Source organism: Novosphingobium sp. SG754, assembly GCF_013149315.1.
Lineage (GTDB): Bacteria > Pseudomonadota > Alphaproteobacteria > Sphingomonadales > Sphingomonadaceae > Novosphingobium > Novosphingobium capsulatum.
This window is the reverse complement of sequence record NZ_JABGCC010000002.1, coordinates 79,517-106,097: the sequence shown is the minus strand read 5'-3', so window position 1 is coordinate 106,097 and position 26,581 is coordinate 79,517. Positions and strand designations below refer to the sequence as shown.

The 26,581-nt window shown below is 65.5% G+C and carries 20 protein-coding genes; 12 read left to right on the top strand and 8 right to left on the bottom strand.

Annotated features, from left to right (window positions below):
- Positions 1–168: 168 nt before the first annotated feature.
- Complete coding sequence (locus tag FHW97_RS05095) at positions 169–1,776, bottom strand: alpha/beta hydrolase domain-containing protein (RefSeq protein WP_253941611.1); 1,608 nt, start codon at positions 1,774–1,776, stop codon at positions 169–171.
- Positions 1,773–4,205 carry a TonB-dependent receptor gene (locus FHW97_RS05090; RefSeq protein WP_253941610.1) on the bottom strand — a complete coding sequence of 811 codons (2,433 nt, stop codon included), beginning with the start codon at positions 4,203–4,205 and terminating at the stop codon, positions 1,773–1,775. Before FHW97_RS05090 ends, FHW97_RS05095 begins: the two co-directional genes overlap by 4 nt.
- Before the next feature lie 345 nt (positions 4,206–4,550).
- Between FHW97_RS05090 and FHW97_RS05085 the strand changes: the two genes are divergently transcribed.
- Both FHW97_RS05085 and FHW97_RS05080 read left to right on the top strand, forming a co-directional pair.
- Positions 4,551–5,765 (top strand): acyl-CoA dehydrogenase family protein, encoded by a 1,215-nt coding sequence (locus tag FHW97_RS05085; protein ID WP_253941609.1) that lies wholly within the window; start codon positions 4,551–4,553, stop codon positions 5,763–5,765.
- A gap of 222 nt (positions 5,766–5,987) precedes the next feature.
- Positions 5,988–6,569 carry a cytochrome c gene (locus FHW97_RS05080; RefSeq protein ID WP_171798271.1) on the top strand — a complete coding sequence of 194 codons (582 nt, stop codon included), beginning with the start codon at positions 5,988–5,990 and terminating at the stop codon, positions 6,567–6,569.
- A gap of 178 nt (positions 6,570–6,747) precedes the next feature.
- Here the strand turns inward: FHW97_RS05080 and FHW97_RS05075 are convergent, their stop codons facing one another.
- Entirely contained in the window at positions 6,748–7,527 is a 780-nt protein-coding gene (locus FHW97_RS05075) for a hypothetical protein (RefSeq protein ID WP_171798270.1), read from the bottom strand.
- Positions 7,527–9,947 carry a TonB-dependent receptor gene (locus tag FHW97_RS05070; protein WP_171798269.1) on the bottom strand — a complete coding sequence of 807 codons (2,421 nt, stop codon included), beginning with the start codon at positions 9,945–9,947 and terminating at the stop codon, positions 7,527–7,529. Before FHW97_RS05070 ends, FHW97_RS05075 begins: the two co-directional genes overlap by 1 nt.
- Positions 9,948–10,475: 528 nt before the next feature.
- Between FHW97_RS05070 and FHW97_RS05065 the strand changes: the two genes are divergently transcribed.
- From FHW97_RS05065 to FHW97_RS05055, 3 genes are all read left to right on the top strand, one after another.
- A complete protein-coding gene (locus tag FHW97_RS05065) occupies positions 10,476–11,819 on the top strand; it encodes a helix-turn-helix domain-containing protein (protein ID WP_171798268.1) in 1,344 nt (447 codons plus the stop codon).
- Positions 11,820–11,912: 93 nt separating this feature from the next.
- Entirely contained in the window at positions 11,913–12,449 is a 537-nt protein-coding gene (locus FHW97_RS05060) for a MarR family winged helix-turn-helix transcriptional regulator (RefSeq protein WP_022678564.1), read from the top strand.
- Entirely contained in the window at positions 12,446–12,865 is a 420-nt protein-coding gene (locus tag FHW97_RS05055; RefSeq protein WP_107716613.1) for a thioesterase family protein, read from the top strand. Before FHW97_RS05060 ends, FHW97_RS05055 begins: the two co-directional genes overlap by 4 nt.
- Positions 12,866–12,916: 51 nt before the next feature.
- On the opposite strand, the gene FHW97_RS05050 is transcribed toward FHW97_RS05055, so the two are convergent.
- Both FHW97_RS05050 and FHW97_RS05045 read right to left on the bottom strand, forming a co-directional pair.
- Positions 12,917–13,837, bottom strand: coding sequence for a fumarylacetoacetate hydrolase family protein (locus FHW97_RS05050; RefSeq protein ID WP_107716614.1), 921 nt, complete (start codon positions 13,835–13,837; stop codon positions 12,917–12,919).
- A gap of 28 nt (positions 13,838–13,865) precedes the next feature.
- On the bottom strand, positions 13,866–14,993 hold the full coding sequence (locus FHW97_RS05045) for a cupin domain-containing protein (RefSeq protein ID WP_169049057.1): 1,128 nt from the start codon (positions 14,991–14,993) through the stop codon (positions 13,866–13,868).
- A 129-nt stretch (positions 14,994–15,122) separates the two neighbouring features.
- On the opposite strand from FHW97_RS05045, the gene FHW97_RS05040 reads away from it, so the two are divergent.
- Both FHW97_RS05040 and FHW97_RS05035 read left to right on the top strand, forming a co-directional pair.
- On the top strand, positions 15,123–16,100 hold the full coding sequence (locus tag FHW97_RS05040; RefSeq protein WP_171798266.1) for a carbon-nitrogen hydrolase family protein: 978 nt from the start codon (positions 15,123–15,125) through the stop codon (positions 16,098–16,100).
- Entirely contained in the window at positions 16,097–16,744 is a 648-nt protein-coding gene (locus tag FHW97_RS05035) for a flavin reductase family protein (RefSeq protein ID WP_370525341.1), read from the top strand. The genes FHW97_RS05040 and FHW97_RS05035 overlap by 4 nt, the downstream gene beginning before the upstream one ends.
- An 11-nt stretch (positions 16,745–16,755) precedes the next feature.
- Here FHW97_RS05035 and FHW97_RS05030 read toward each other — a convergent pair whose 3' ends face one another.
- Both FHW97_RS05030 and FHW97_RS05025 read right to left on the bottom strand, forming a co-directional pair.
- Positions 16,756–18,243 (bottom strand): serine hydrolase, encoded by a 1,488-nt coding sequence (locus tag FHW97_RS05030; RefSeq protein WP_171798265.1) that lies wholly within the window; start codon positions 18,241–18,243, stop codon positions 16,756–16,758.
- Positions 18,244–18,345: 102 nt separating this feature from the next.
- Positions 18,346–19,719 carry a hypothetical protein gene (locus FHW97_RS05025; RefSeq protein WP_171798264.1) on the bottom strand — a complete coding sequence of 458 codons (1,374 nt, stop codon included), beginning with the start codon at positions 19,717–19,719 and terminating at the stop codon, positions 18,346–18,348.
- Positions 19,720–20,049: 330 nt separating this feature from the next.
- Between FHW97_RS05025 and FHW97_RS05020 the strand changes: the two genes are divergently transcribed.
- The 5 genes from FHW97_RS05020 (at position 20,050) to FHW97_RS05000 (ending at position 26,544) form a co-directional block, all read left to right on the top strand.
- The gene (locus tag FHW97_RS05020; protein WP_062785832.1) at positions 20,050–20,430 is read left to right on the top strand and encodes a DUF6152 family protein; all 381 of its coding nucleotides are present in this window, start codon (positions 20,050–20,052) and stop codon (positions 20,428–20,430) included.
- A gap of 89 nt (positions 20,431–20,519) precedes the next feature.
- Positions 20,520–21,326 carry a hypothetical protein gene (locus FHW97_RS05015; RefSeq protein WP_022678554.1) on the top strand — a complete coding sequence of 269 codons (807 nt, stop codon included), beginning with the start codon at positions 20,520–20,522 and terminating at the stop codon, positions 21,324–21,326.
- 75 nt (positions 21,327–21,401) lie between these two features.
- The gene (locus FHW97_RS05010) at positions 21,402–22,721 is read left to right on the top strand and encodes a DUF4185 domain-containing protein (RefSeq protein WP_216647662.1); all 1,320 of its coding nucleotides are present in this window, start codon (positions 21,402–21,404) and stop codon (positions 22,719–22,721) included.
- A gap of 80 nt (positions 22,722–22,801) precedes the next feature.
- Positions 22,802–24,976, top strand: coding sequence for an indolepyruvate ferredoxin oxidoreductase subunit alpha (locus FHW97_RS05005; protein WP_171798263.1), 2,175 nt, complete (start codon positions 22,802–22,804; stop codon positions 24,974–24,976).
- Entirely contained in the window at positions 24,973–26,544 is a 1,572-nt protein-coding gene (locus tag FHW97_RS05000; RefSeq protein ID WP_216647661.1) for an indolepyruvate oxidoreductase subunit beta family protein, read from the top strand. Before FHW97_RS05005 ends, FHW97_RS05000 begins: the two co-directional genes overlap by 4 nt.
- The last annotated feature ends 37 nt before the right edge of the window (positions 26,545–26,581 follow it).

Below are 26,581 nucleotides of genomic sequence, written 5' to 3'. Positions count from 1 at the left end.
TCAAATAGCCATGCCATCGTTCACTTGTGCGATTTTTCGGCGACACGAAGATACGCCACTGCTTCGTAACTGGTAAGCCACGCGGATGCGCGTGCTCATACGCTGCAATATCCGCGATCGCGTCCCGTGGCGCACGCTGGCCATTGCGTTGGTCCAGGAGAAAGAGCCTCAACGGGGCGACGGGCCAGAGGGCCCGAAGGCTTCCGGCCCGGCGGGGGGAACGAGACCTGCGGCATCTTCCGGCAAGATGATGCCCGCGGCCGCTGCGGCGCGGGTGGCGGCGGCAAAACGGCGGGCATAGCGCGCGTAGGAGCCGTAGAGCTTGCGCATCAGCGCGGGAGAAAAGGCCCGCTTGCTGTCGTAGACCGTGCCGCAGCCAGTCTCAAAGTCGGTCCAGTATTCGAATGCCGGCACGGTGATCCACGGCGGCCGCATGCCGCCCACGATTGCCTGGGTGCGCGGATCACGTCGCACGCCGTTACTGGTGCGCACCACGCGGGGATAGCGCGGCATCGGCGCGCCGGTACGCACCCAGCGGTCCATCGCATCGAGCAGCGTCGAGAACGGCAACTCGGCCGGCTCGTCATAGATCGCCTGGCAGCGTGGGTCGTTGCCATGGCCGCGCTGGTTGGGCAGCGGCTCCACCTCGCCAGTGCCGAGATCGGCGGCACGCAGGTGCGGCGTCCCCATCACCTCGACATAGCGCAACATCGGCCGGTCGCTGTCCGGCGGCAGTGCAATGTGCTCGATCGCATCGTGTACGGTCTCGGACTGGCTGTAGACAGTCACGAAAGGAACGTCGTCGGGTAATCCGCGCGGGATGCGGCGCGGCGCACCAGCCACTTCGCCATAGGAAAACCGCCCGGTCATGTAGGCATCGATCAGCGGCCCGCCATCGGGTCGGCGCCACTGCTGGTGGCGCCCCTGGTCGAGATAGTCGAACCAGACCTGCGCCTGCACCGCCCAACTGTCGACATAGACACGGCGGACCGCCAATCCCGCCATGGGCCCGGCAGCAGACGGCGTGCGCAGCAGCAGGGCCAGTTCGGCACCGATACCCTGCGCCTGGGGCAGGAACGGATCGGGCGCACCACCACGCAGGAACCGCTGCGGATCATAATAGCTGCCGAGCGGCGCATAGCGTGCATAGTCGAAGCGTCGCATGAACTCGAGGTTCACGATGCCGCCGTACTGCGCCTGATCGGAATTGCCCACCTCGCCCGGCACCGGCGGGAACTTGGGATCGGCAGGCGGGGCATTGATGTCGAGGGTGTAGGCGACGAAGGCATAGCCGCGCCGCATGAGATAGGCGCGGGTCAGTATCCATCCGGCTGCACGCGCGCCGAACCAGCTGAAAGGCTCGATCACCACCGTGCCGTTGAAGCGCGCAGGGTCAGCCGGGCGGCGCACCAGGATGCGCGTAATATAGGGCGCCGCCGCCACGCGCACATGGCCATCGGCGTCGATCGCCGGGGCCTTGCCTACGAGGTAGTATTCCGCCTCTTCATACCCTGCTGCAGCAAGATCGGCATGCTCGGGGCCAGGTCGCCGCGCCGAGGACAGTGGCAGCGCGCCGCTGTCGGGCACCGGGATGGCCTCGGGCAGGGTAATCGCCGCCGCCTCTGGCGCAGTGGCCGATGCGGGGGTGGGCAGCGGCGCAACGGCGGGGGCGGCCCTTGCCGTGGGAGCAAGGGCCGCAAGCGCGCCGCATGCCAGGCTACACATCAGGCCAAGTGCCAGCATAGCCCCGCGCATGTCGCCGCTGCGCCGCCTCATTTGCCTAACGGCACCCGCAGCGTGGCGCCATAAGTCACCGGCGGGCCATAGATCGATGTCACGCCCAAAATGCCAAGGTTGAGCGCATAGGCACGATAGGCCTTGTTGAACACGTTGCGCCCCCAGGCAGTCAGCGAGATGCCGGTGCTCGTGTCGCGCCAGGTCAGCGAGGCATTGGTGATGTTGTACGAAGGCTGCAAAGAGCCAAGGCCGTTGGTCACCTCGAGGAACTGCTTGTCGTACCACACCCCGTCGATCTGCACGGCGAGGTTGCCGCTGCCGATATCGTGGTTGTAGCGCAGCAGGTAATTGAAGCTGAAGCGCGGCGCATTGGGCAGCTTGGCATTCTTGATATCGGCCTGCGGGAAATCGCAGCGGAACACATTGCCCAGGTTCTTGCAATACTGCGAATCCGGCGCACCGGGGAACAGCACCGGGCCAAACTGGGTGCCGGTGCCAGGAATGCTGTCGACCGACGAGGTTTCCCACGTAGCGCCGAACACGCCATCGACATGGCGCGAGGGTGACCAGAACGACTCCAGTTCGGCCCCGGTCGCATGGGCATTGCTGTTGTAAACATGGGGCACGCCGCCAGCCAGCGAGAAGGCCTGATAGTCTTCGTAGAAGTAGTGGTAGACCGTGCCGTTGACGCGCAGCGTGCGGCCGAGCAGGCTGGTCTTGAAGCCGGCTTCGAGGCTGTTGAGCGTCTCGGGACGATGCTGGAAATCTTGCGGGGTGATCGTCGAGGACAGCGACCAGTTGCCACCCTTGATGCCGCGATTCCACGACGCGAACAACAGCGTGTCGGGCGTGGCCTGGTAATTGAGCGAGACGCGGGCAGCCCAGTCGCCATAGTTGATGCGGTTGACGCCCGGCACCACGGCCGCCAGGTCACGATCGGTGAACAACACGCGCGGGTCGGGCTGCGGGGCGTATGTCGGGTCGATCAGGACCGCGGTATAGTCGATCGCCTTGTGGTCCTTGGAATAGCGCCCGCCGATCGTGACCGAAAACTTGTCGGTCAGTTGCAGGTCACCCTGCGCGAACAGCGACCAGTTCTTGGAGCGCAGCACATAGAACTGGTCGACCGTCGGGAACGAAAAGCCGCCGTTGGCTTGCTCGGCCAGTGAAATCATCGGCACCCCTGTAACGCCGTGGACGCCGTCGTATTTCATGTCGAGGTAATAACCGCCCGCCTGCCACTTGAGCAGCCCGGTATGGCCTGAGAAGCGCAATTCCTGCGAGAACTGGTGGAAGCGCACGCGCGTATCGACGTTGACGACATCGAGCGGCGTGGCATCGCCGTCTTCGGCATAGACCTTGTTCATCGTCAGGTAGTTGGTGATCGCGGTGAGACTGACGCCGCCCAGGTCCCAGTCGAGCTGGCCCTGGTAGCTGTTGGTTACGCGGTTGAGATCACCCTTGCGGTTGCCGAAGTGTTCCCACGGCGAGGCCGGGGCCGAGGTGACGCCGTTGATGACCCCATTGCGGCTGTCGCTAAGGCCAGCGGCGTTGGTGTCGCAATAGCCGTTGGCAAGATAGACGCAGTTCTCGAAGACATAACCGCCCGTGGCGACATGATTGTCTTCGGAATGCTTGTACCACAGGCTGAGCGTGGCCTTGGGGGCAAGATCGACCTGCAGGTTGAGGCGTGCGGCCCAGCCGTTCTTGCCGCCGAGGTCCTGCCCGCTGCCCGGCAACACGCCGAGACCCAACGCGGTAGCATCCGTGCTGCGCGACTTGATGTAGCCATCGGCCTTTTCGACCCGACCCGCCGCGCGGAAACGTACGCCCGGCACGATCTGCGCCCCGATGGCGCCTTCGAGCGAGCGATCGTTGAACTTGCCGTATTCGCCCTGGACGTAGCCGTTGAGCGCGTCCTGGCTGGCATCCTCGCTGAGGTAATGGATCAGGCCACCGGTGGCGTTGCGCCCGAACAGCGTCCCCTGGGGGCCGCGCAGCACTTCGACGCGTTTGATGTCGAACAGTTGCCCTGCCACGGCGTTCATCGAGGCGATATAGGCGTTGTCCTGGTAGACCGCGACCGGAGCCTCTAGGTTGTCGGTGAAATTGTTCTGCGAGATGCCGCGCAGACTGAAGATCGTCAGGTTGGGCGACCAGGCGTTGACACGCAGCGCGGGGATCTGCTGGGTGATCTGGGTGGTGTCGGTGATACCGAGGCGCTTGACCTGTTCGCCGGAAAACGCGCTGACCGAGATCGCCACCTTCTGCACACTTTCGCTGCGCTTGTTGGCGGTCACGAGAATTTCAGAAGCAAGCCCCCCGGCGTTGGCTTGCGCTGCCGGCGCAGCGGCGGCCCCTGCGGCTGGGTCGGCGGCCTGCTGGCCAATGGCCAGTGCAGGTGCTGCGGCCATCGTCGACGCAAGAAGATAGGCCACGCGACGCGCGGCATGGTCACGGCGGATCATGGTACTGCTACTCCCCATAGCGATCCACGCCTCCTTTTAGAGTGCGCGCGCAAATGTTGTTCCTGCTGCGACTTTGTGTCTCACGGTTTACAGTATATGGCAATAGCCTATTATTGTTGCGTTCAAGGAACAGTCTATAATGCCCCCTCCACGCATGGGAATCCCCGCAGCGTCGGTAATTTAGCCCCTGCTATGGCCCTGACCGAACGGGAAGGTTGACCTTCATCGCAGATATGCGACATTGTTGCGCAATCGAGAAAATAACCTCGAATCGACAATTATTGTAACTCATAAGTCGAATCAGGCCGGTTCTGGCCCACGACAGCCCCAATGGAGAGAGCGGTCATGAGCGTTACAGTTGCCCCCCATATGGATGCCGCCCGCGAAGCGCATGACCTTGCCGCCATGCTGGTCCAGCGCGCACGCGACATGGTGCCGGTTTTGCGCGAGCGCGAGGTGGAGGCGATTGCGGCCCGCCAAGTTTCGGCCGAAACGATCCGCGATTTCAAGGATGCCGGGTTCTTCAAGGTGCTGCAACCGCGCAAGTACGGCGGCTTCGAACTCTCGCCGGCAGTCTATTGCACGATTGCCAAGACGCTGGCCGAAGGCTGCATGGGCAGTGCGTGGGTCTATGGCGTGGTGGCCGTGCACAACTGGCAGATGGCGCTGTTCGATCCGCAGGCAGCAGACGATGTCTGGGGCAAGGACCCCTCGGTACTGATCAGTTCATCCTATATGCCAACCGGCAAGGCCGTGCCGGTGGAAGGTGGCTACCGCTTCAGCGGGCGCTGGCAGTTCTCCAGCGGATCGCAACACTGCGATTGGGTGATCCTGGGCGCCAACATGGTCGCCCCCGACGGAGACGGCACGCCCGAGCCCTACAACTTTCTGGTGCCGCGCACCGATTATCAGATCGTCGATACCTGGCACACGATGGGCCTGTGCCCCACAGGCAGCAACGACATCGTGATCGAAGATGCATTCGTGCCCGCGCACCGCGTGATCCGTGAGCGAGACATGTTTGCGATGAACTGCCCAGGCCATGCCGCCAACCCCGGCCCGCTCTATCGCATTCCCTTCGCGCAGGTGTTCAACCGCACCGTCTCGACCACGTCGATCGGTTCGCTGCGCCGCGCGCTCGACATCTTCGTGCGGGCCACGCGCGAGAAACGCGCCACCTATTCGGGTGCGCGCCTGGCGGCCGATACCACCATCCAGCAAGCCGTGGCCGAAGTGAAGCTGATCCTCAACGACCTGGAACTGCGCCTCGCCAGCGACCTGGCCGAGCTTGACGCGCGATCGCTCAGCGGCGACTGGCCGATCGAACGGCGCGCCGAACTGGGCCACCACACCACCGCCATGGTCAGCCGCTGCGTTACCGCGATCGACCAGCTCATGCTGTTTTCGGGCGGCAAGGCCATCTACGCTGGCAATCAGGTACAGCGCGCGTTCCTCGACATCCATTGCGCCCGCGCACATGTTGCCAACAATCCCTATCCCTATGCCCGCAACGTTGGCGCGATGGCCTTCGGTTACGACAACGATTGCATGGACCTGTAACCAGGTGGCCCGCGCAGCGGGGCGCCGCGCGCCATTTGCGCGGTGATCGCGCCTGATAGTCGCGGCCGACAGCGCCCTGCCCCCGTTGCTGTGACCGTAACCCAACCGTTTCACGCGCGGCCGTGCTGCACTCCTGCCCTATCGCGGTGACAGGCAATACGCTGCAGGAAGGAATTGAAAGTGATAGACGGGGTGAAACGGGCCGGACGGTTGGGCCAGGGAATGCTGTCAGTTGCGGCGCTGGCGCTGCTCGCCTGTGCCTGCAGCGGGCAGCGGGATGACCAAGCTGCAAGCCACACCGCGAACGGGACGGCAAAGGGCGCGGCGACATTGGGTACGGCCGCGATCCAGCCGGTGGTTTCGATCAAGGAACTGATGGATTCCACCGTCGATCCCGCTGCTGACGGGGTGTGGGACGCGGTAGGCACGATCACCACGGCCAGCGGCGTCGATCACCACCAGCCGCGCAGCGATGAGGAATGGCAGGCGGTGCGCCGCCACGCAGTGACTCTTGCAGAGGCAATGAACCTGGTCATGCTCGATGGGCGCCATGCCGCTCCCACCGGCACCCGCCCCGGACTGGGCGAGCAGGCCCCGGCACAAATCGAGGCGGCAATTCGCGCCAACCCGGCGCAGTTCGACCAGTTCGCGACGGCCACGCGCGATGTTGCGATCGACATGGTCCGGGCGATCGACCGGCACGACGTCGATGCCGTGATGAAGCTGGGCGGCACGCTCGACGATCGCTGCGAGTCCTGCCACGTGACCTATTGGTATCCGAACTCACCGCGCCCCAAGACCTAAGGTTGCGAAGCGCTCTTGGCCACGCGGCCCCAGGGAGTCGCGCGGTCCGATGGGAAGAATCTGAAGAGAGGCGACGCGCACGGAACTTCGCCGTGCGCGTCGCTACGCGCACGGAACTTCGCCGTGCGCGTCGCTATGCCTGCACGCGCAGGCTAGGCGGCGTGGACAGGGTAGCCCCTCATGGCGTGGGCTCGGTTTTCATCTCAAGGCTGCCGTCAGTCCCCACCACCGTGCGATCGCCATCACAGACATATTCTTCGATGCGGTAGCTCGCCGGCTCGCGCTTGTAGAGGAAGGTGAAGCGATAGGGTGCGGTGAGGTACTGTGGGTCGGTAATGGTCACATCGTCGGCGAGGATGCCATCAGCCCGCAGGTGCAGACGTTCCTCCACATGCATCGCGGGCGAATGCGGGATGTCCTCATAGCGGACATCCTCACGCACGCCGGCGGTTTCCACCACGAGCACACCGCCTTCCCAGCGTCCGACCGACCGACCGAAATAGCCGGGGTTGATCGCCTCCACCGGCGGCAACGCTTCGTCAAGGTAGATGCGCCGGACCTGCGACATGAACTCGGCCAGCACGGTCACCTGCCGCAATGCCGGGTTCTGCAGGATCTGCAGCGCATAATGCGCGCCCATGATCCCAGGCACGCCCTCGGGCAGGCACTGCGAACTCGGCGTGGGCAAAGGCTTGCCAGCAGCATCTGCAGCGGCGCGGCGCTGCTCCATCGCCTGCCACTGCGCGAGGTATGGTGCGCGCAGCGGCGGCGGCACGACCTGCAACTCGGCCGGGTCAGGCTGGCCCGAGAACGTGCCGGGATAGGGCGGATAGCGGTTCCACACCCCCGAAATATCGGGCTCTTGCGCAGGTGCAGATGCAATCGCCGGGGCGGCGACGAGCGCCCCGGCGATTGCAAGTATGGCGATGATGCGCCGCTGTGCCGCAGTGAAGGCCATCACTGCCGTGCCGTCAGCGTCAGGCCGATGGTGCGCGGGCGGAAGCTGCCGGCGCGGTACCAGGTCGATATCGGCGAATCATGGTAGAGCCCCAAGATCGGCTGGCTGTCGGTGACATTGTTGACGAAGACACTGAGGTCGATATCAGCCTTGCCCGCCTTGAACCGGCCGCCAGCGCGCAGGTCGAGCTGCGACGTGGCGGGCGGACGCGGCAGTGCGGGATCGACCAGCGGGGAGTTCGTATCGATCGGCGTGTTGTTGTGGCTGCTATAGGAATAGTCGGCACGGGCGTAGCCATCGACCGATCCCACCGGCTCGACCAGCTCGGCATTGAGCTGCAGCGACCACGGGGCCACCGCGAAAGGCTCGCCCGCGCGACGGATCGTGGTGCCGCCGGGGCCCGGGATCGCGGTGGTATAGCGCGCATTGGTATAGGCCACCGAGGCACCCAGCGTCAGAGCCGGGATGGGCTTGGCTGCCAGCGACAGATCGAAGCCGTCGATCTTGGCCTTGCCCAGGTTGAGCGCGGCATAGATCGAGCAGGTCGGCAGCGAGAACAGCGTCTGCACGTTGTTCCAGTCGATGTGATAGGCCGAGGCATCGACCGCCAGCTTGCCGCCGAACAGCCGGTTCTTGGCCCCCGCTTCATAGCTCCAGATCGAGTCGGGCTTGAGCGTCTGCGACGCCAGCGGATCAAAGCCGATCGCTGCGGCGTCGGCAGCGCAGGTCAACCCGACCGGCGGCGAGATCCCTGGTCCGCGCACGCCCTTGGCCGCACTGACATAGAACAGGTTGTTGCGATCGGCCTGGAACGACACGCCCGCGCGCGGCGTGAAGGTGCGGCTGGTCACGCCGAGGCTGTCGGTGTGGCCGGCGGTGGTATAGAGCGGGCCTGCGGTGAAGCCCTCGAACTTGTAGTTGGCGATGGTGTAGCGACCGCCCAGCGTGAGCTTCACCCGCGGCACGATCTCGTAGTCCGCCTGGGCATAGACCGCTGCCTGGCGATCGCGGTGCGTGTTGCGCTGAAACACGCTGTAGCGCCCCTGATAGAGATCGACACCATAAGCATCGGCGAGCGATGCATATTCCGGGTCACCAGCCTGCCGCTGACTATAGTTGACCACGTCGAGCAGCTGCGGATCGCTGCCAGCATACTGGTCGCGCACGAACGAGCGCTGGTAGAAGGCGCCGATGATCCAGTTGAACCGCGCGTTGGCGTTGTCATTCTGCAGACGCAGTTCCTGGGTGAACGCGGTCTGCTTGGTGTTGCTGGCCGTACCCGGGGCGTAGTTGGCAAATTCGGCCGGTATAGTGCCGACGATATTGCCGAACAGCGAGAGGCTGAGCGTGGCGTCGTCGCTCTGGGTGCGCGTGGTACGGTGGAAATACGAGGTATCAGACACCAGTGTCGCCCCGCCCAGCGACAGCTCGACCTTGAGCGCAGGCAGATAGAAACGGTCGGAATGGCTCTCGGGCTTGGTGTTGAGGCTCAGCCGCTGGTCCCCGCGCGAGAGGTCGGACTGCGCAACCTCGAACCGCGACCCGTCGGCGATGTCCTGGTACTGGTAGAAGATCGAGGGCGTGATCGTCAGCGTCTCGGTGGGTTTCGCCCCCACCGCCAGCCGTGCCGAGACCGTATTCGAACTGTTGATGTCCTTCTGCGTCACCTGCTTGGTGGTGCGATCGAGACGATCGATGTAACCGCCGTCGTGACGCATCCAGCCGCTGGCGCGGAAGCCGATCTTGTCGGTAATGATCGGCGCGCCCACCGCCACGCCGCCTTCATAGCTTTCGGCGCCGTTCTTGGTCGTGGCCACTTCGGCACGGTCGTACATCGAGACCGTATCATAGCTGGGCTTGGGCATGATGAAGCGCAGCGCGCCGCCCACCGAGCCGCTGCCGAACAGCGTGCCCTGCGGCCCACGCAGCACTTCCACGCGCTCGAGATCGAAGACCTGCGGATAGGGATTGCTTAGCGAGGGGCTCACGCCAACGCGGGTCTGCACCGGGGTATCGTCGATATAGACGCCGGTGGTGGGAATGCCCGACGAGGAATCCACGCCACGGATCGCAATCGTGGTCTGGCCGGTGCCATAGAGCACCGCGGTCTGGCCGAACGAGACCCCCGGGGTGATCTGGGCGATATCGGCAATCGAACGTACGCCCTGCGCGTCGAGTTCGGCGCTGGTCTTGGCGACCACGCTGGCAGGCACACGGCTCAGCGACTGTGCCTTGCGCGTGGCAGTAACGATGATTTCCCCCACCTGGCTGTTGCTCGGCGTGTCGGTAGGCGGCACCGTCGCGCCCGGCGGCGTGGCAACATCGCCGACCTGCTGTGCCAGCGCGGCCAGCGGGGCGATGATTGTTGAAGACGCAAGAAGGAGGGCCGCGCGACGCGCGGCAACGGAACGATCTGTCATGATAATGCTACTCCCCGATAGCGGAACGCGCCTCCTTGTTGGAGTATCGCGAGTGAGGCTCTTATGAGTGGCCGATAGTGTTACCTAGTTTACATTATATGGCAATATGCTTGTTTTGTTGATTATTTGCAACAAAAGGGGTTTAGCTCGATCTTGCTGATTTATGAGGGCAACTGCCCTTTTTTGCAGTTTCCAGGCGCAGCCCAAAACCGAGGTAGCGCCAACAAATCCACCCAATTGTTGCATAATTTATACAAATATCAGTTTTTCAGATATTTTGTTTTGTTATGATCACCAGTTTGCCTAGCATTGGATACGGCGAGGGCGATTGATTCGCGCCGCCCGCCGAGCTGGCCAGGCGAGAGGCTGGCGCCATCGCCTTGAGGAGCGAGGCTGGGCGCATCATAGACTTTGTTTTAACCTTAAAGTAAATCAAAATTTGGCGTTTTCATCACGATGCAGGTAAAGCAACAGCGATGTCGCGTCGGTCGCCGCGGATGAACCCGGCCATGAGGGAGAGACCGGATCGTGGAGAACCCCGCAAATCCCCCGCCAAAAGCCGGTGACACGGGCGACCATGCGTCAGCACGCCTTGCCGAAGAGATTGCCCGCGTACGCGCGGTTCTCGCCGCCAGCCGCTCAGCCGTGCAGTTGCGCCTGTTCGACTACCTTGCCGCGCGATCGGGCGATGCACGCGCGCCCAAGGAAATCGAGATCGCGCATGCCGTGTTCGGCGGCGACGAATCGACCGACGCAGCCGCCGACTCCGGTGTGCGCGTTTATGTCCACCGCCTGCGCAAGCGCCTTGAAGACCACTATCGCGGGCAGCCCGGTGCGCGTCTCGTCATTCCCAAGGGCGAATATCGCCTCGTGCTTGCCGAGGTCGAGGCCGCGCAGGCCAATGCAGGCTTTACAGCACCGGACCTGGCCAAGACAGCATCGCTCCGCGCGCCCGCCATCGCCCCGCCGCCGGTGCGGTTTCGAAGGATGCCGCCCGGCGCAGTTCCGGCCCTGCTAGGGCTGGCGTTATGCTGTCTTACCATCGCGGCCGGTTTAGCGGTTTACGCCTGGCCATGGTCGCACGGGGCAGGTGGCGAGCCCGACGATGAACGGCTGCGCAACACCGCACTGTGGCGCAATCTCGGCGCAGGCGTCCCCGTGCTGGTCGTGGCCGGCGACGCCTATGCCGCCGCCGAAACCGGCGACCAGCGCAACGTGCAGCGCATGATCCTCGACCCGCGCATCGCCTCGCGCGAGGAACTGGGACAGCACATCCGCAGCCACCCCGACCAGTTCTACCGGCTCTATGACTTCGACCTGCACTTCACGCCGGTGCCGACCGCCCTCGCCGCCTGGAACGTCGAGGCGACGCTCCCCCACGAGTCCACTGGAACGCGCCGAAGTGCCTCGATCGTGCCTGCCTCCGCGCTGACGCCTGCGCTCCAGCAAGGCGCTGACATCGTCTACGTTGGCCACCTTGCCGACATGGGCACGCTCGCTGCGCCGCTCGCGGCCGCCAGCAGCCTGCGTTTCGACCGACCCGGCGCGATCGTCGATCCCGCTGCGGCACGCGTCTGGCAAGCCTCGCTGCCCGCGCCCGACAACACCCCGCGCGTGCGCGATGCCGTGACCACCGACTATGGTTATCTTGCCAGCCTGACCGCCCCCGGCGGGCGAGCGCTGTTGGTGATTGCAGGTTTGGGCGATGTTGCCACGGCCCAGTTGGCCGGGCTGGCCACCAGCGCGCAGGCGCTCGGCCAGATCGCGGTGCATACCGGCAACCGCCCCCATTTCGAGGCGGTCTTTGCCATCGACACACGCGACGGCATCGCCGTTTCGCGCCGCCTGCTATTGGCGCGCGCACTGCGCTGAGCAAGCAGGCAATATACACCCAGCCGGTTGGCACACATGATCCACTTGGCGGCTTGGCCTTTATGCTTTAAGCCTAAAGAAAGAGGAGATCTGATGCCAACCCCTGCCCCGGGCAACGAGCCGCCCGCAGTCACCGCCACCGACAATCTGACCGCCGCCGGCGGCCCCGCGACACGCGCCCCATTGCCCGGCGCCGGATCAGCCACGCTTCGCATGTGGGTGCGCCTGCTCGCCTGCGCCAAGATTGGCGAGAAGCAGTTGCGCCGCAAGTTCGATGAGCAGTTCGATACCACCCTGCCCCGCTTCGACGTGCTCGCCGCCCTCGATCGCGTGCCCGAGGGCCTGAGCATGAGTGCGTTGTCGCGCGCGCTGCTAGTCTCCAACGGCAACGTGACCGCAATCGTGCGCCAGTTGCAGGCCCAGGGCTTGGTCGCCTCGCGCACCGACCCGCACGACGCACGTTCGGCGATCGTCTCGCTCACGCCCGCCGGCCAGCGCCAGTTCGATACCCTCGCCACCGCGCACCACGCCTGGATCGCCGCGATGCTGCGCGATGTCCCGGCCGAGCGGGTAGACCAGCTCGTGCGCAGCCTTGGCGAATTGCGCGCCATCCTGGAAGAGCGGACATGACCCGTTTCACCACCACTGCCCTCGTCCGCTTCGCACATGTCGATGCGGCCGGGATCGTCTTCTACCCACGCTATTTCGAGATGCTCAACGGTGCGGTGGAAGACTGGTGCGCCCAGGGCCTCGGGGCCGATTTTCGTGCACTGCACGACATCCGCGGGATCGGCGTGCCCACCGTCGGTCTCGAGGCCGAATTCCACAGCCCCAGTCGGCTCGGCGACATGCTCGATATCGCGCTGGTCCCGCTCCATGTCGGGCGCAGCAGCTGCCGGCTTGAGCTGACGTTCTCGTGCGGCGGCGAAACGCGCCTCATTGCCCGCGTCACGCTGGTGTGCACCGACCTTGCCGAGATGCGCAGCACGCCGTGGCCTGACGATATCCGCGCGCGCATGACCGGGACAGCCCCGGTTGCTGCCTGATCAGTCCGCGCCCCGCTTTGTACAGGCGGGGCGCGGACTGATGCGGCCATGTCAGGCTGCTATCACCGGGTGGCGCAATGTGCCGATCCCTTCGACGCAGGCAACGATGGTGTCGCCCGGCCAGACCCATTCCTGTGGATCACGGCCCGCCCCCACACCCGCAGGCGTTCCGGTGGCGATGATATCGCCGGGCTCGAGCGTGATGCCCTGGCTGATGTCCGCCACCAGTTCGTCTACCTTGAACAGCATGTAGGCAGTGTTGCTGCGCTGCTTTTCCACACCGTTGACAGTCAGCCACAGGTCGAGCGTCTGCGGATCGGGAATCTCGTCGGCGGTCACGACCACGGGACCCATCGGGCAGTAGGTATCCTGCCCCTTGGAATAGATCCACTGCCCGGCACGGCGGCAGTCGCGCGCGCTCATGTCGATGCACACGGTATAGCCGAACACGTGGGCCAGCGCGTCATCGCGCCGCACGCGGCGGGCGGTGGTGCCAATGATCGCGGCCAGTTCCACTTCCCAGTCGAGTTGACGGGTGATCGCAGCGTCATGGCGGATAGGCTCGTCCGGCCCGATCACGCTGGTAGGCGGCTTGGAGAAGATCACTGGCTGGCGCGGCAGGTCGGCGGAGGTATCAAGCGAGCGCGCGCTTTCGGCGACGTGTTCGGTATAGTTGAGGCCGATGCCGAACACGTTCTTGCGCGGACGGGGGATCGGCGCGAGCAGACGCACATTGGCCAGTGGCAGCGCGGTGCCCAGCGGGAAGAGGTCGCCTTGCTCGGCAATCAGCGCCGTGATCGTAGTGATCGCGCCAGGACCGAGGTCGATCAGATCAAGCATGCGCGAGGGTAGATCCACTCCGCGCGCCGCGCCAAAGCGGGCGAGATCGAGCACCAATGTCGCTTCGGCGCCCACCAGGACGCCAAGGCGCGCTTCGGCTTCCGCCGTAGCGCGGTAGGTAACCAGTCGCATTGCAATTCCTTCCAGGGTTCGGTTCGTATCAGGCGATGAGGGGTTGGTGGCCGCCGTTGTCTCCGAAGGCCTCTTCGCGATAGAGGCCCAGAGCACGCATCACCGGCAGGTCGTGGAATGCGAAGAGGCAGGCGTCCTCACGATCAGAGGCGTTGGCATGTTCGTGGTACATCCAGGCGGGCACCACGAAAATGTCGCGCTCCTTCCAGTCGAACCGTCGGCCGTTGATGATCGACCAGCCGCTGCCTTTGCAGCACTGGTAGACGAAGCTGCCCGTCTGGCGATGCGCGCGCGTGCGCTCGCCGGGACGCAGCATCTGCATGTGCGCACCAATGGTCATCATCACCGGACCACCGGTGTCGGGATTGACGTATTCCATCAGCACCCCGTCAAAAGGAGAACCGTCGGTCACCGCGGCATAGCGCTGCAACGCCTCGTAGGTGGGTGCCCATTCATACTTGAGCAGCGGCGAATAGCGTTTTTCCCAGGTAGATCCCCAGGGCCTGAGCCCGGGGTTGCCCCAGGTATGGACCGAGGCATCGACCGGGTAGCGCATCGCCTGGGACAAGTCGGGGTGCACCTCGTAGAAGTTTGCCTCGAGCGCGTTCATCAGCGGGATGTCGAGCCCATCCTGCCAGATACACACGCTGCCATCCTCGGCCACGCCATGTTCGTGCCAGGTCCCGTTGGGCGTCAGCACGAAGTCGTTTGCGCCCAGCGTCATCTTCTGCCCGTCAACGTTGGTGAACGCGCCAGTGCCTTCCATGATGAAGCGCAGCGCCGAGGCGCTGTGGCGGTGCGACGACGCGCATTCGCCCGGCTTCATGACCTGCAACCCCGAATAGAGCCAACCGACGGCGGCGACCACATCCTGACGCCCGGGATTTTCCAGATATATCACCCGACGCCCCGCCTGCTCAGGAGTAACGAGATCGAGCGCTCGCAGCACGTCGGCGCGCAGATCTTGGTAACGCCACAGCATGGGTTGCGAGGTCGAGGCAGGCTCCCACGGCTCGATCTTGTTGGCCACCGTCCACAGCGCGCCTGTACCCAGCGTCGCGAGCCGGCGGTAGTAGGCCACCAACTCGGGGGTGTCTGCCACGTTGGCGCGGCCGATCCGATCCTCGCGATAGCTGTCGTATGCCTTGGTAGTCACCGCACTCTCCATCGCGCCAACGAGGCCCAGGCCTCGCCCACAAATTTATTATAGGCTTAAAATATCTTGCTTCGGCGGCGCTGGCAAGCCATCAGTTGCAGCGCAATGCCACCTGCCGAGGAGCCCCGCATGACAAAGCCGTTTCGCGCCGCCGTGGTCCAGGCCGCCGCCGTTCCCGATGATTCGCTGGCCTCGGCCGAACGCGCGGCCGCGCGGGTGCGGCAGGCAGCCGCCCAAGGCGCACGGCTGGTCGTCTTTCCCGAGGCATTCATCGGCGGCTATCCCAAAGGGGCCACTTTCGGCGCGCCCGTGGGTCTGCGCCGGCCCGAGGGACGCGAGGATTACCGCCGCTATCACGCCAACGTGATTGCGCTCGATGGCCCCGAGGTCGCACTCCTGGCCGAGGCAGTGCGCGAGACCGGCGCCTTCGTGGTGATCGGCGTGATCGAGCGCGACGGCGGCACCGTCTATTGCACCGCGCTGTTCCTCGACGGCGAACGCGGCTTGGTGGGCAAGCACCGCAAGCTCATGCCGACGGGCGCCGAACGCCTGATCTGGGGCTTTGGCGACGGCTCGACGCTGCCGGTGATCGACACGCCGCTTGGCCGGATCGGCGCAGTCATCTGCTGGGAAAACTACATGCCGATGCTGCGCATGGCGATGTACGGCCAGGGCGTGACGCTCTACTGCGCCCCCACGGCCGATGACCGCGATACCTGGCCAGCCTCGATGCAGCACATCGCGCTGGAGGGCCGCGCTTACGTGCTCTCGGCCTGCCAGCACATTACGCGCGGTGCCTACCCGACCGATTTCGACTGTACGCTGGGCAACGACCCCGAAACCGTGCTGTTGCGCGGCGGCTCGATGATCGTCTCGCCGCTGGGCCGCGTGCTCGCCGGGCCCGACTATACGCCCGATACCATCCTTTATGCCGACATCGACCCCGACGAGGTGATCCGCGGCAAGTTCGATTTCGACGTGGCCGGGCATTACGCCCGCCCCGACGTGTTCTCGCTGCATGTCGATGCAACCGCGCGGCAACCGGTCCACTTCGATACCGGGCCCGCCAACGAGCGCGCCGATTCATCCACTTTGCCAGAGGCATGACGCCGATGCAGTTCGATTTCACCAATCTCGACGCGCCCTCCCGCTACAAGCTGATGGCCGCCACGATCACCCCGCGCCCGATCGCCTGGCTCACCACGCAATCGCAGCACGGCGTGCGCAACGCCGCCCCCTACAGTTTCTTCAACATGATGGGTGCGGCACCGCCTCTGGTCGCTGTCGGCCTGATGCGCCGCCCCGATGGCACGCACAAGGACAGCGCACACAACATCCTCACCACGCGCGAATTCGTGGTCAATCTGGTGGCCGAACACGATGCCGCAGCAATGAACTTCACCTGCATCGACGCCCCGCCCGACTGTGACGAGTTGGCCGCGGCAGGCGTTGCCGTCGCCGCCAGCACCGCGATTGCCCCACCGCGGATCGCCAGCGCACCAGTATCGATGGAATGCCGGCTGTTCCAGGCGATCGAGGCGGGTACATCGACGATCGTGCTGGGCGAAGTGGTGCGCTTTCACGTCCGCGACGACCTCGTTGACCCCACGCGACTCCATGTAAATACACTGGCGATGAACCTTATCGCGCGCATGCATGGCGGCGGCTGGTATGCCCGATCAACCGACCTGCTGCAGCTCGAACGCCCGACCTGGGCGGAATGGCATGGAGCACTACACGCGGATGGCTGAGCCGGGATTTGTCAGAGCGGCGCATCCCACGCCGCGACGGGCCTAATCGCCAGGTCCGTGATGCGATCATCCGCCGTTGTCGCCAGCGTCACATCGACAATTCCGCCGGCAAAGCGCGCGCGATAGCGCCAGACCGGACCGCCGCAGGCACTGGTGTGCGCGAAGGGCGCGAGCGCCTCCAGCCGGCCAAGCGGCGCTACCGCCCCGGCATATTGCCCCACCATCTCCTTGAGATCGAGCGCGGCATAGCGGGCGAAGGCAGCCGGCTCCACGCGGTTTTCCGCAATGGCGCCCAGCACTTTGCGCACCCGCGCGGTCATCGCCGCCACCGGCGCGGTCGCCCGGTCGGGCAGCGGCTCTGCCTTTGGCCGGGCCAGCGCCGGCACGGTCAGCGCGGCGATCTGGCGTGCCAGCGTCTCGGCGTCGGCGCCCTCGCCGTTGGCGAGTACCGCCACGGTCAGTCCTTGCGCACCATAGCGGATGGCAAATGTCTGGAAACCCTGCCAACTGCCGCCATGCCACCAGGTGCGCCCATCGACATACCAGCCCAGGCCATAGCCACAGGTTGCGCCACCGGGCAGGCGTGCGGCCTCGCCCATTTGCGCCCACGACCGCGGCGACAGCACGGCGCCCCGACTCATCGCCCCGGCCCAGGCGGCATAGTCCAACGCCGAAAGGTAAAGCGAGCCATCGGCGGTGGAATTGGCTGCGGCAGAGATCCATTCGGCGTTGCGCAGCTGTCCGTCGCGGCGCTCGTAGCCGGCGGCGCGGCCAGGGATGATCGCCAGTTCGTCGATCCCACGCGCACGCGTCATGCCCGCAGGGGCAAAGACTTCTTGGGCAAGGTAGGCGGCATAGGGCCGCCCGGTGATCCGCCGGATCGCCTGACCCAGCACCACGTAATCGACATAGCCAAACCGCCAGCGCGTGCCGGCGGCGAAGTTGAGATCTTCGTGCGCGATGATGTCGAGCATCTGCGCATCGGTATATTCGACGCGGAAATCACCGTTGGGCGTCGCCGGGAACCCGGAGGTGTGGGACAGCATCTGCCGCACTGTGACAGGCTGCCAGCGCGCGGGCAGTTCGGGCAGGATTGCCCGGATCGATCCGTCAAGATCAAGGCGGCCCTGTTCGGCCAGCCGCAGCACGCCGGCCGCGGTGAACTGCATGCCCAGCGCCCCGGTCTTGAACAGCGTATCGGCATGCACTGGCACGCCATGTTCAAGGTTGGCAATACCGAAGCCCTCGACGCGCAGCGGCACTCCGTCCTTGACGATGGCGATGGCGATGCCGGGCACGTCGGCACGCGCGCGTTCGGCCTCCACCGCGCGCGCCACCGGGTCGTCGGCGGCCAGAGGGGTGGCGAACGTCTCGGCACGGCTTGGCCGGACGATCGCCAACGCCGCAACCGCCGCGACCAGCACCAGCAGCGCCGGGACGGTGGGAGAGTGCGTCTTGAAACGAACGGGCCTTTGCCCGCGAAACAGGGTCCGGTTCATGCTGCCCACGATGCCCGCGGGCCACGGCGGGCCCAATGGCGCAATCGGCCTCGAACGCGGCGAATGCGGCCGCGCCCGATCTGGTGGCCATGCCGTGTCGTTTCAGTGTACCTGGGCCGCAGTGGCCGCGATCGGGTGATACTCGGGCGCAGGGGCGGCGTTGTCCCAGATGCCCTGCGATCGGGTGGGGCGATCGACCACCAGACTCGCGCCCAGGTTAGCATTGCCCAGCGTGCGCACCTGGAACAGCGCCTCGAACCCGCCGCCACACCCGATCCGTCCCCGCCGCAGGCCGCGTAGCCGCCCTGTATCGGTGGCAAGATCCGCCATCTCGCGCAGGCCTGGATCGCGCAGCGCGGCGATCACCAGCACGGTATTACCCGCCGGGCCGGGCAGGCAGGCAAGGTAGCCATAATCGCGCCGCGCGATGCGTTGGTCGCGCAGTTCCAATCCGTCGCTGTGATAGGGCTTGCCGCCCTGCGCATCGACCAAGCTGTCGAGCCCGGCATCGAGGCGAAAGCCCGAGGCCTGCGCCAGCGGATCGCGCAGCAGCGCGCCAATGCCGCTCAACTGCCCGACATAGACCACGTCGGAAACCTTGAGCACGTCGGGCGTCAGCTGCGAGGCAGCGATCAGGCGGATCGGGCGCTGGGCGAAGGCCGGGTCGCGCAGCAACGCCGCACGGATCGTGGCCGCTGCCGTCATCGTAGCGCTGGTAACATAGTGCTGATCGCGGTCTGTCACGGCGCTGGCAGTCTGGGGGTTGAGCATTTGGAAAATGATCAGATCCTCGCGCGTGGGGACGGCGCGATCCCAAACCAAGCGCGCCGGCATGCCCGAAGCGGGGGTTTCGGCGAAGAAGTAATAGTCTCCCATCACCACGGTGATCGGTCGCGATGCCCCGGCCAACGCCGACCATGGCGCGGTGCCGTCGAGCCTGTCACCCGCCCCGCGCTGCCAGCGCACCACCAGCGCGCTGCCCAGCACGAGAGCGACCACGGCCAGGACGGCGACGAGGGCTATCACCCAGGGTCGCGTCGGGCCGGTGCCGGGCGGTACAACCGGCGGCTGTGCGGTGATCGCGCCTTGATGCTGTGCAGGCGTTGCGGCATCGACCAACATCAGGCGATAGGTGCCTACCGGCAGGTGCAGCCTAGGGCCCGGTTCGTGGGCAAACTCGGTCTCGATCAGACGACGCAGGCGGTGGACATAGACCCGCACGTTGGCGTCGGGGCGGTGCGCTGCACTGCGTCCATCGGCAAAGACCTCCGCGGCGATCTGCGCCTCGGACGGAGCGGCGGCATCGCGTGCCCGCGCCGCCAGATGGTCGAACAGCGCAAGCAGCTTGTCCGATCGGCTGCGTTCGAGTGCATCGCGCATCCGTGCCACCGCCACGCCGAAGCCGGTATCGCTGCCGTCACCGACGGCATCTTCACGCCCGCCGTTGGGCAGCGCTGCGGGCGAATCGGGTGGCATATCTGGGGGCGGAATCGCTGGCACAGGCCTCTCAAAAAATGCAACAATGCATGCTTAAATACGCATTTTGTTTCGATTTGGAAATAACTTCGCGCAAATTCTGGAGCCCATTGCGCGCCGGTCATACCGATCCGCCAGCCCCAGAATGCAGTGCTTGTAACGGTTTCACAACAGTAATCCCGTCGCGCGAGCCGTCACTGTCCGCCAGCGTTGCATTACCGGTTGCACGGTTGTCGAAACGCGGGCGGACAAGGACTGAACCAGCCGAATGCACACCGCCGCCCGGCCGCCCCGCCCAGCGCCCAGACGCCACACAAGAGGAGCTTACCCATGATCCGGATCAGCAAGACGGCCGCCGCTCTCGTCGGCATCGTCACCCTGGCCCTCGCCACCCCGGCTGTTGCCCACCATTCCTTCGCGATGTTCGACCAGACCCGGATCGATACCAAGCGCGGCGCCACCGTTGCCGAGTTTCGCTTTACCAACCCGCATTCCTTCGTGGTGGTCAATGTCAACGAGGGCGGCGCCGTCACGCGCTATGCGCTCGAATGCAGCAGCGTGAACATGATGAGCAAGGTCGGCTGGAAGTTCAACACGCTCAAGACTGGCGACAAGGTGGACATCGCCTTCTACCCGCTTCGCAATGGCAAGCCCGGCGGTATGCTCAAGACCATCAAGGTCGCCGACGGGCGCACGCTGAGCGGCTGGTAAGGCCGGCGCGGCTGTCGAGACGACCACAGCGCCCACACCAAAAATGCCAACGACGCGGCGCATGTGATGCGCCGCGCAGGGAGATCACGATGCACCTGCGCCCCTCCATCCTATTGGCCGCCTGCGCCGCCGCGCTGATCGCCGGCAGTGCCACTGCGGCACCGGCCCATGCAAGCCGCCCTGCTCCGGCAAAACCTGCCGCCGCCAACGCGCAGCCCGACATCAGCGGCGTGTGGGAGCTCTATCCCGATCCCTTCGCCGGCGACGAGAACACGTTCCGTGAATTGCCGGTGCCCGGCGACGGGCCGAAACTGCGCGAACCCTATGCCAGCCAATGGAAGGCCCAGCGCGCCAAGCGCGATGCCGCACTCAAGGCGGGCAAGCCGCTGGTCGATCCCAGCACGCAGTGCCTGCCCGAAGGCATGCCGGCAATCATGGGCGCGATCTTTCCGCTCGAAATTCTCCAGACGCCGGGCCGGGTCACCGTGCTCGCCGAATTTCTCACCCAGACCCGGCGCATCTACCTTGGCCGCCAACAGCCCGCGCTCGATGACATCAATCCCTCGTTCTACGGTCTTGCCACCGGCCGCTGGGAGGGTGACACACTTGTCGTGACCACGCGTGGGGTGAAGGAGGACGTGCGGTTCTTCGAAATCCCGCACAGTGCCGAGATGACGATCACCGAGCGCATCCGTCGCACTGGTCCGAATCTCATGGAAGACCAGATCACCATCGATGATCCCAAGATGCTGATCGAGCCCTATCGCTTCACCTATGGGTACAAGCGCAACCCCACCTACGAAATGCAGGAATACTTCTGCGACCGCGAGGACCCGCTGTTCAAGGTGACCAGCGACGGCACGGTCGAGATGAAAGACACCGACGAAATCAAGTAGGCCGTCGCGGGTCTGCACCGCCGGGCCGGTCGCGCGCGGCTGGCCCGGATTTCCATGGCGGAGGAGCCCAAAACGATGAGTGACCGGCGCACGTTCCTGCAAGGATCGCTGGCTAGCCTGGCCACCGGCATGGCCGGCCTGCCCACGCCGGCCAGTGCGAACCCGGCGCACCGCCAGGTCATCGGCGCGGTACGGCGCGAGGACACGATCGTGCGCCTCGGTGGCCTGGGCGACGGCTACAAGATGACGCTGTGTCCTGACGGCACGCAGCTTGTCGTGGTCAATGATGGGCCGGGCTGGAACAACCCGCCCACCACCTTCTACAACACCCGGCTGTGGACCGTTACGGGCAACCCGCCCGCGCCGCGCTTCGCCATGATGCCGGGCTATCCCGATCTCGATCGCGACGCCCGGCCCGACGCGCCACGCTATTATGGCCACGGCGTGATCCAGGTCGGGCAGCGAATCTACCAGTTCGTCGCCACGCACGATGCCGCCCAGGATCGCCCGCAGCGCTGGCGTGGGGCCAAGCTGATCCTGTCGGACGACGGCGGCACAACCTGGCGGAACCGTGACGGCACTACCCCCGTGGTGTGGGAGGACTGGGCCGAGCAGCGACGCGGGCCCTTCACTTTTTTCGACGAGCCCGACGGTGCGCTTTCGCTGCTGACCTTCCTCCAGCAGATGCGCGGGCAGCCCGCCGCTCCCGGTGGTTGGCTCACGCTCTATGGGCTCGATGGCAACACCGATGGGCGGATGAACCATCTGCTATTGCTGCGCGCGCCGGTCGATGCCGTGACCGATCGCGCGGCCTACCGCTTCTTTGCCGGTCGGGACGCCATAGGCCAGCCAATCTGGTCGGCCGACATTGCCGCACGCCGCCCGGTGCACCGCTTTCCGCGCGGCTGGGTCAACCATGCCAACCTCTTCCCCGGCGACCTCGTGGTCGAAAGCTGGCTGCCCAGCGTAGTTTACAACGCCCCACTCGGGGTCTACATGATGGCGAGCGCGGGCATTGGCGTGGGGGCCGACGGAACAGAATTCGGCAGGTCCAGCTATTTCGGGCTGTGGGTGGCGCACGCCCCCTGGGGACCATGGCGCCAGATCCACGAGGAGGCACCCTGGTGCCCAGGCGGAGACCAGCACGCGCGCGCCTATGCCCCGCAGATCGCGCCGGGCTGGATCGCAGCCGATGGGCGCTCTTTCTGGCTGGTTTGGTCAGACCTTCGCGGCATCCGCGCCTTTGGGCATGACGAGGCGCTGCTCGATGCCGCCCTTGCCAAGGCCAGTACACCTGCCGAGCGCGCCACGATCGAGACCCGCTTCCTGCAACAGTACATGCCAGGCTTCTCGTTCAACGCCCAACGCGTGGATCTGCGCCTCGCCCCAGCCTGACGGCGGCGGTTGTACACATCACACCGATTGACCTGCTCTCTATATAAATGTATGCGCATGCATATATATGGAGAGCAGGAATGGCCGAGCGTTCGTTTGCACGTGAAGTGGAGCATCTGCGGCTGGGGGCGGGCGAGGAATTTCGTGGGGAAGCGATCCTCGCGATTACCAAGGGCCTGCTCCAGGCGGGCGTAGCCTATGTTGGCGGCTATCAGGGCTCGCCGATCTCTCACCTCATGGACGTCCTCGCCGATGCGCAGGACATCCTTGGCGAGTTAGGCGTGAACTTCCAAAGCTCGGCCAACGAATCCACCGCTGCGGCCATGCTCTCGGCCTCGGTGATGTACCCCTTGCGCGGCGCGGTGGCGTGGAAATCGACCGTGGGCACCAACGTCGCGTCCGACGCGCTCGCCAACCTGGCCTCAGGCGGCGTCACTGGCGGAGCCATGGTCATCATCGGTGAGGACTACGGCGAAGGTTCCTCGATCATGCAGGAACGCACCCACGCATTCGCGATGAAATCGCAAATGTGGCTGCTCGACCCGCGCCCCGACCATGCCTGCATCGTCGACCTGATCGAGAAGGGCTTCCAACTGTCCGAGGCGTCGAACACCCCGGTCATGCTCGAGGTACGCGTGCGCACGTGCCACATGCATGGTACCTTTGTGTGCAAGGACAACGTGGCCCCCGCCTTCACGCTCGAGGATGCGCTCGCCCATCCCCAGCGCGATCTCGACCGGATCGTGCTGCCTCCGGCGGCCTATGCCCACGAACACGAGAAGATCGCGCAGCGCCTGCCAGCCGCGATCGCGTTTGTGCGCGACAATCGCCTCAACGAGTGGTTCGGCCCTGAGGACGATTCAGACGGGGCGCCGCCGGTGGGGATCGTGCTGCAAGGTGGCATGTACAACAACGTGATCCGCGCATTGCAGTACCTCGGGCTTTCCGATGCCTATGGCAACACGCGGGTGCCGCTCTACGTACTCAACGTCACCTATCCACTGATAGACAGCGAGATCGTTGCCTTTGCCAATGGCAAGAAGGCGATCCTGATGGTCGAGGAAGGGCAGCCCGATTATCTCGAGCAGGCGGTCAACACCATCGCCAATCGCCAAGGCCTGACCACCCGCGTGCGCGGCAAGGACGTGCTGCCGATGGCAGGGGACTATTCGGTGCAGGCGATCCTTGCGGGCATTGACGCATTCCTTGCAACCGAGGCACCACGCCTGCTGGGCAATCGCCCGCCGTTGCCCGATGCACGCCCTGCCCTCGACCTGCCGGTCGTGGCCCGCTTGCGCGAGACGGTGCCGGCGCGTCCGCCAGGATTGTGCACCGGCTGCCCGGAGCGCCCCATCTTCGCCGCAATGAAGCTGGTCGACCAGGAACGCGGCGCGCACCACGTCTCGGCCGACATCGGCTGCCACCTGTTCTCGATCCTGCCGCCATTCAACATCGGCAACACCACGATGGGGTTCGGCCTCGGCGGCGCCTCGGCCGCAGCGTTCGGACGCAAGACCACGGGCAAGCGTTCGATCGCGGTGATGGGAGACGGTGGCTTCTGGCACAACGGCCTGACCAGCGGGATCGGCAACGCGGTGTTCAACAAGCACGACGGCGTGTTCGTGATCGTCGACAATTTCTATTCCTCGGCCACCGGGGGGCAGGACATCCTCTCGTCGCGCGCCAGCAACGCCAGCCGCAAGACCAACAACCCGATCGCCAAAGCCGTCGCGGGCATTGGCGCCACGTGGATACGCGAGGTCGATCGCACCTACGACGTCGGCCGGATGAAGGCAGTACTGACCGAGGCGCTGACCACCCCAGAGGAAGGCCCCAAGGTCATCATCGCCAGTTCCGAATGCATGCTCAACAAGCAGCGCCGGGTGAAACCGCAGGTCGCCAAGGCGATTAGGAGCGGCACGCGTGTGGTCAAGGAGCGCTTCGGCGTCGATGAGGACATATGCACCGGCGACCACGCCTGCATTCGCCTGTCAGGCTGCCCATCGCTGTCGGTCAAACAGCTGGACGATCCGCTGCGCGATGATCCGGTGGTCACGATCGATAACACGTGTGTGGGCTGCGGCAACTGCGGCGAAGTGTCCGAGGCGGCGGTGCTGTGCCCCTCGTTCTATCGCGCCGACGTGATCCACAACCCAACCTGGTGGGACCGCGCCCGCGCGCGTGTCGCCATGGGCCTTATCACCTACCTCCAGGCGCGCAGCGACCGTGCGCGTCCCCTTGCCGGAGCCGCATGATGCCGACCGAAATTCTGCGCCTGCCGCTTGCCCCCGCCGGTGAGGCCACCGAACGCCCCATCTCCATCGCCATCGTTGCCATGGGCGGACAGGGCGGTGGTGTGCTGACAGGCTGGATTGTCGCGCTGGCCGAGGCGGCGGGCTGGGTGGCGCAATCCACCTCGGTGCCCGGTGTGGCGCAGCGCACCGGCGCCACGATCTATTATGTCGAGATGATGCCTATGCGTGGCGGTCGCAAGCCGGTGCTGGCGCAGATGCCCACGCCGGGCGATGTCGACGTGGTGCTGGCGTCGGAATTCATGGAGGCCGGCCGCTCGATCCTGCGCGGCATCGTCACGCCGGGGCGCACCACGCTGATCGCCTCGGACCACCGCGCGCTGTCGATCGGCGAGAAGAGCGCGCCGGGCGACGGCATCGCCGACAGCGGCGTGGTCCACGAGGCGATCGGTGCCACCGCGCGTGCGCGCATCGTCTTCGACATGAACGCGCTCGCCGTCGCCAACGGCAGCGTCATTTCCTCCGCGCTGTTCGGCGCGCTGGCAGGCAGCGGCGTACTGCCCTTCGCGCGCGAGGCCTATCACGCGGTGATTGCCGCCGATGGCAAGGGCGTGGCAGCCTCGATCCGCACGTTCGATGCAGCGTTTGCCCGCGCTGCCGGGGAAGAGGCACCGTCCCCAGCTTTGGCAGTCGCCAGCCCCGAACCCGCGCCCGTTGACGCGCACTGCGGCCCGCTTGCGTCACGGCTGATCGAGCGGCTGCCTCCCGGCGTTCACGCGATGGCGCGCGCCGGCCTCGCCAAGGTGGTGGACTTCCAGGACCCTGCCTATGGACGCGACTATTGCGAGCTGCTCGAGCAGCTCCACACCGTGGACCTTGCCGCCGGAGGAGCAGAGCGCGACCATGCCTTCACCCGCGAGGCGGCCAAATATCTCGCCCAGGCCATGGCCTATGATGACATCGTGCGCGTCGCCGATCTCAAGACACGCAGTGGCCGCCATGCCCGCATCGCCGCCGAAGCGAATGCCGCGCCAGGCACGCTGCTCCACACCACCGAATACATGCACCCGCGGCTGGAAGAGGTCGCCGGCATCCTGCCAGCCCCGCTGGCCGACTGGCTGACGCGCCGCCCCCGGCTCTTCCGCGCGATCGACCGGCGCATCAGCAAGGGCCGGCGCGTGCGCACCTATTCGGTCGGGTGGTTCCTTACGCTCTATGCGGTCGCCGGCCTCAGAGGGCTGCGACGCAGCTCGCTGCGCCACCGTCAGGAAGTGGCGCACCGCGACGCGTGGCTGGCGCTGGCCACGCGGCTGGTGGCAATCGACTATGCACTGGGGGTCGAGGTGCTACGCTGCCGCCGCCTGGTAAAAGGCTATTCCGACACCCACGCGCGCGGACTGTCCAAGTTTGACCGCGTGATCGCCACGATCGAGACGCTCGCCGGGCGCGATGACGCGGCCGACTGGGCCCGCCGCCTGCGTGAGACCGCAGTGCGCGATGGCGAGGACAAGGATCTCGACGGGCTGATCCGCACGATCGCCTCGTTCATGGGAGCTGCCGTAGCGGCATGAGCCGGCTTGCCTGCGCCGCCCGGGTCGCGATAATAAC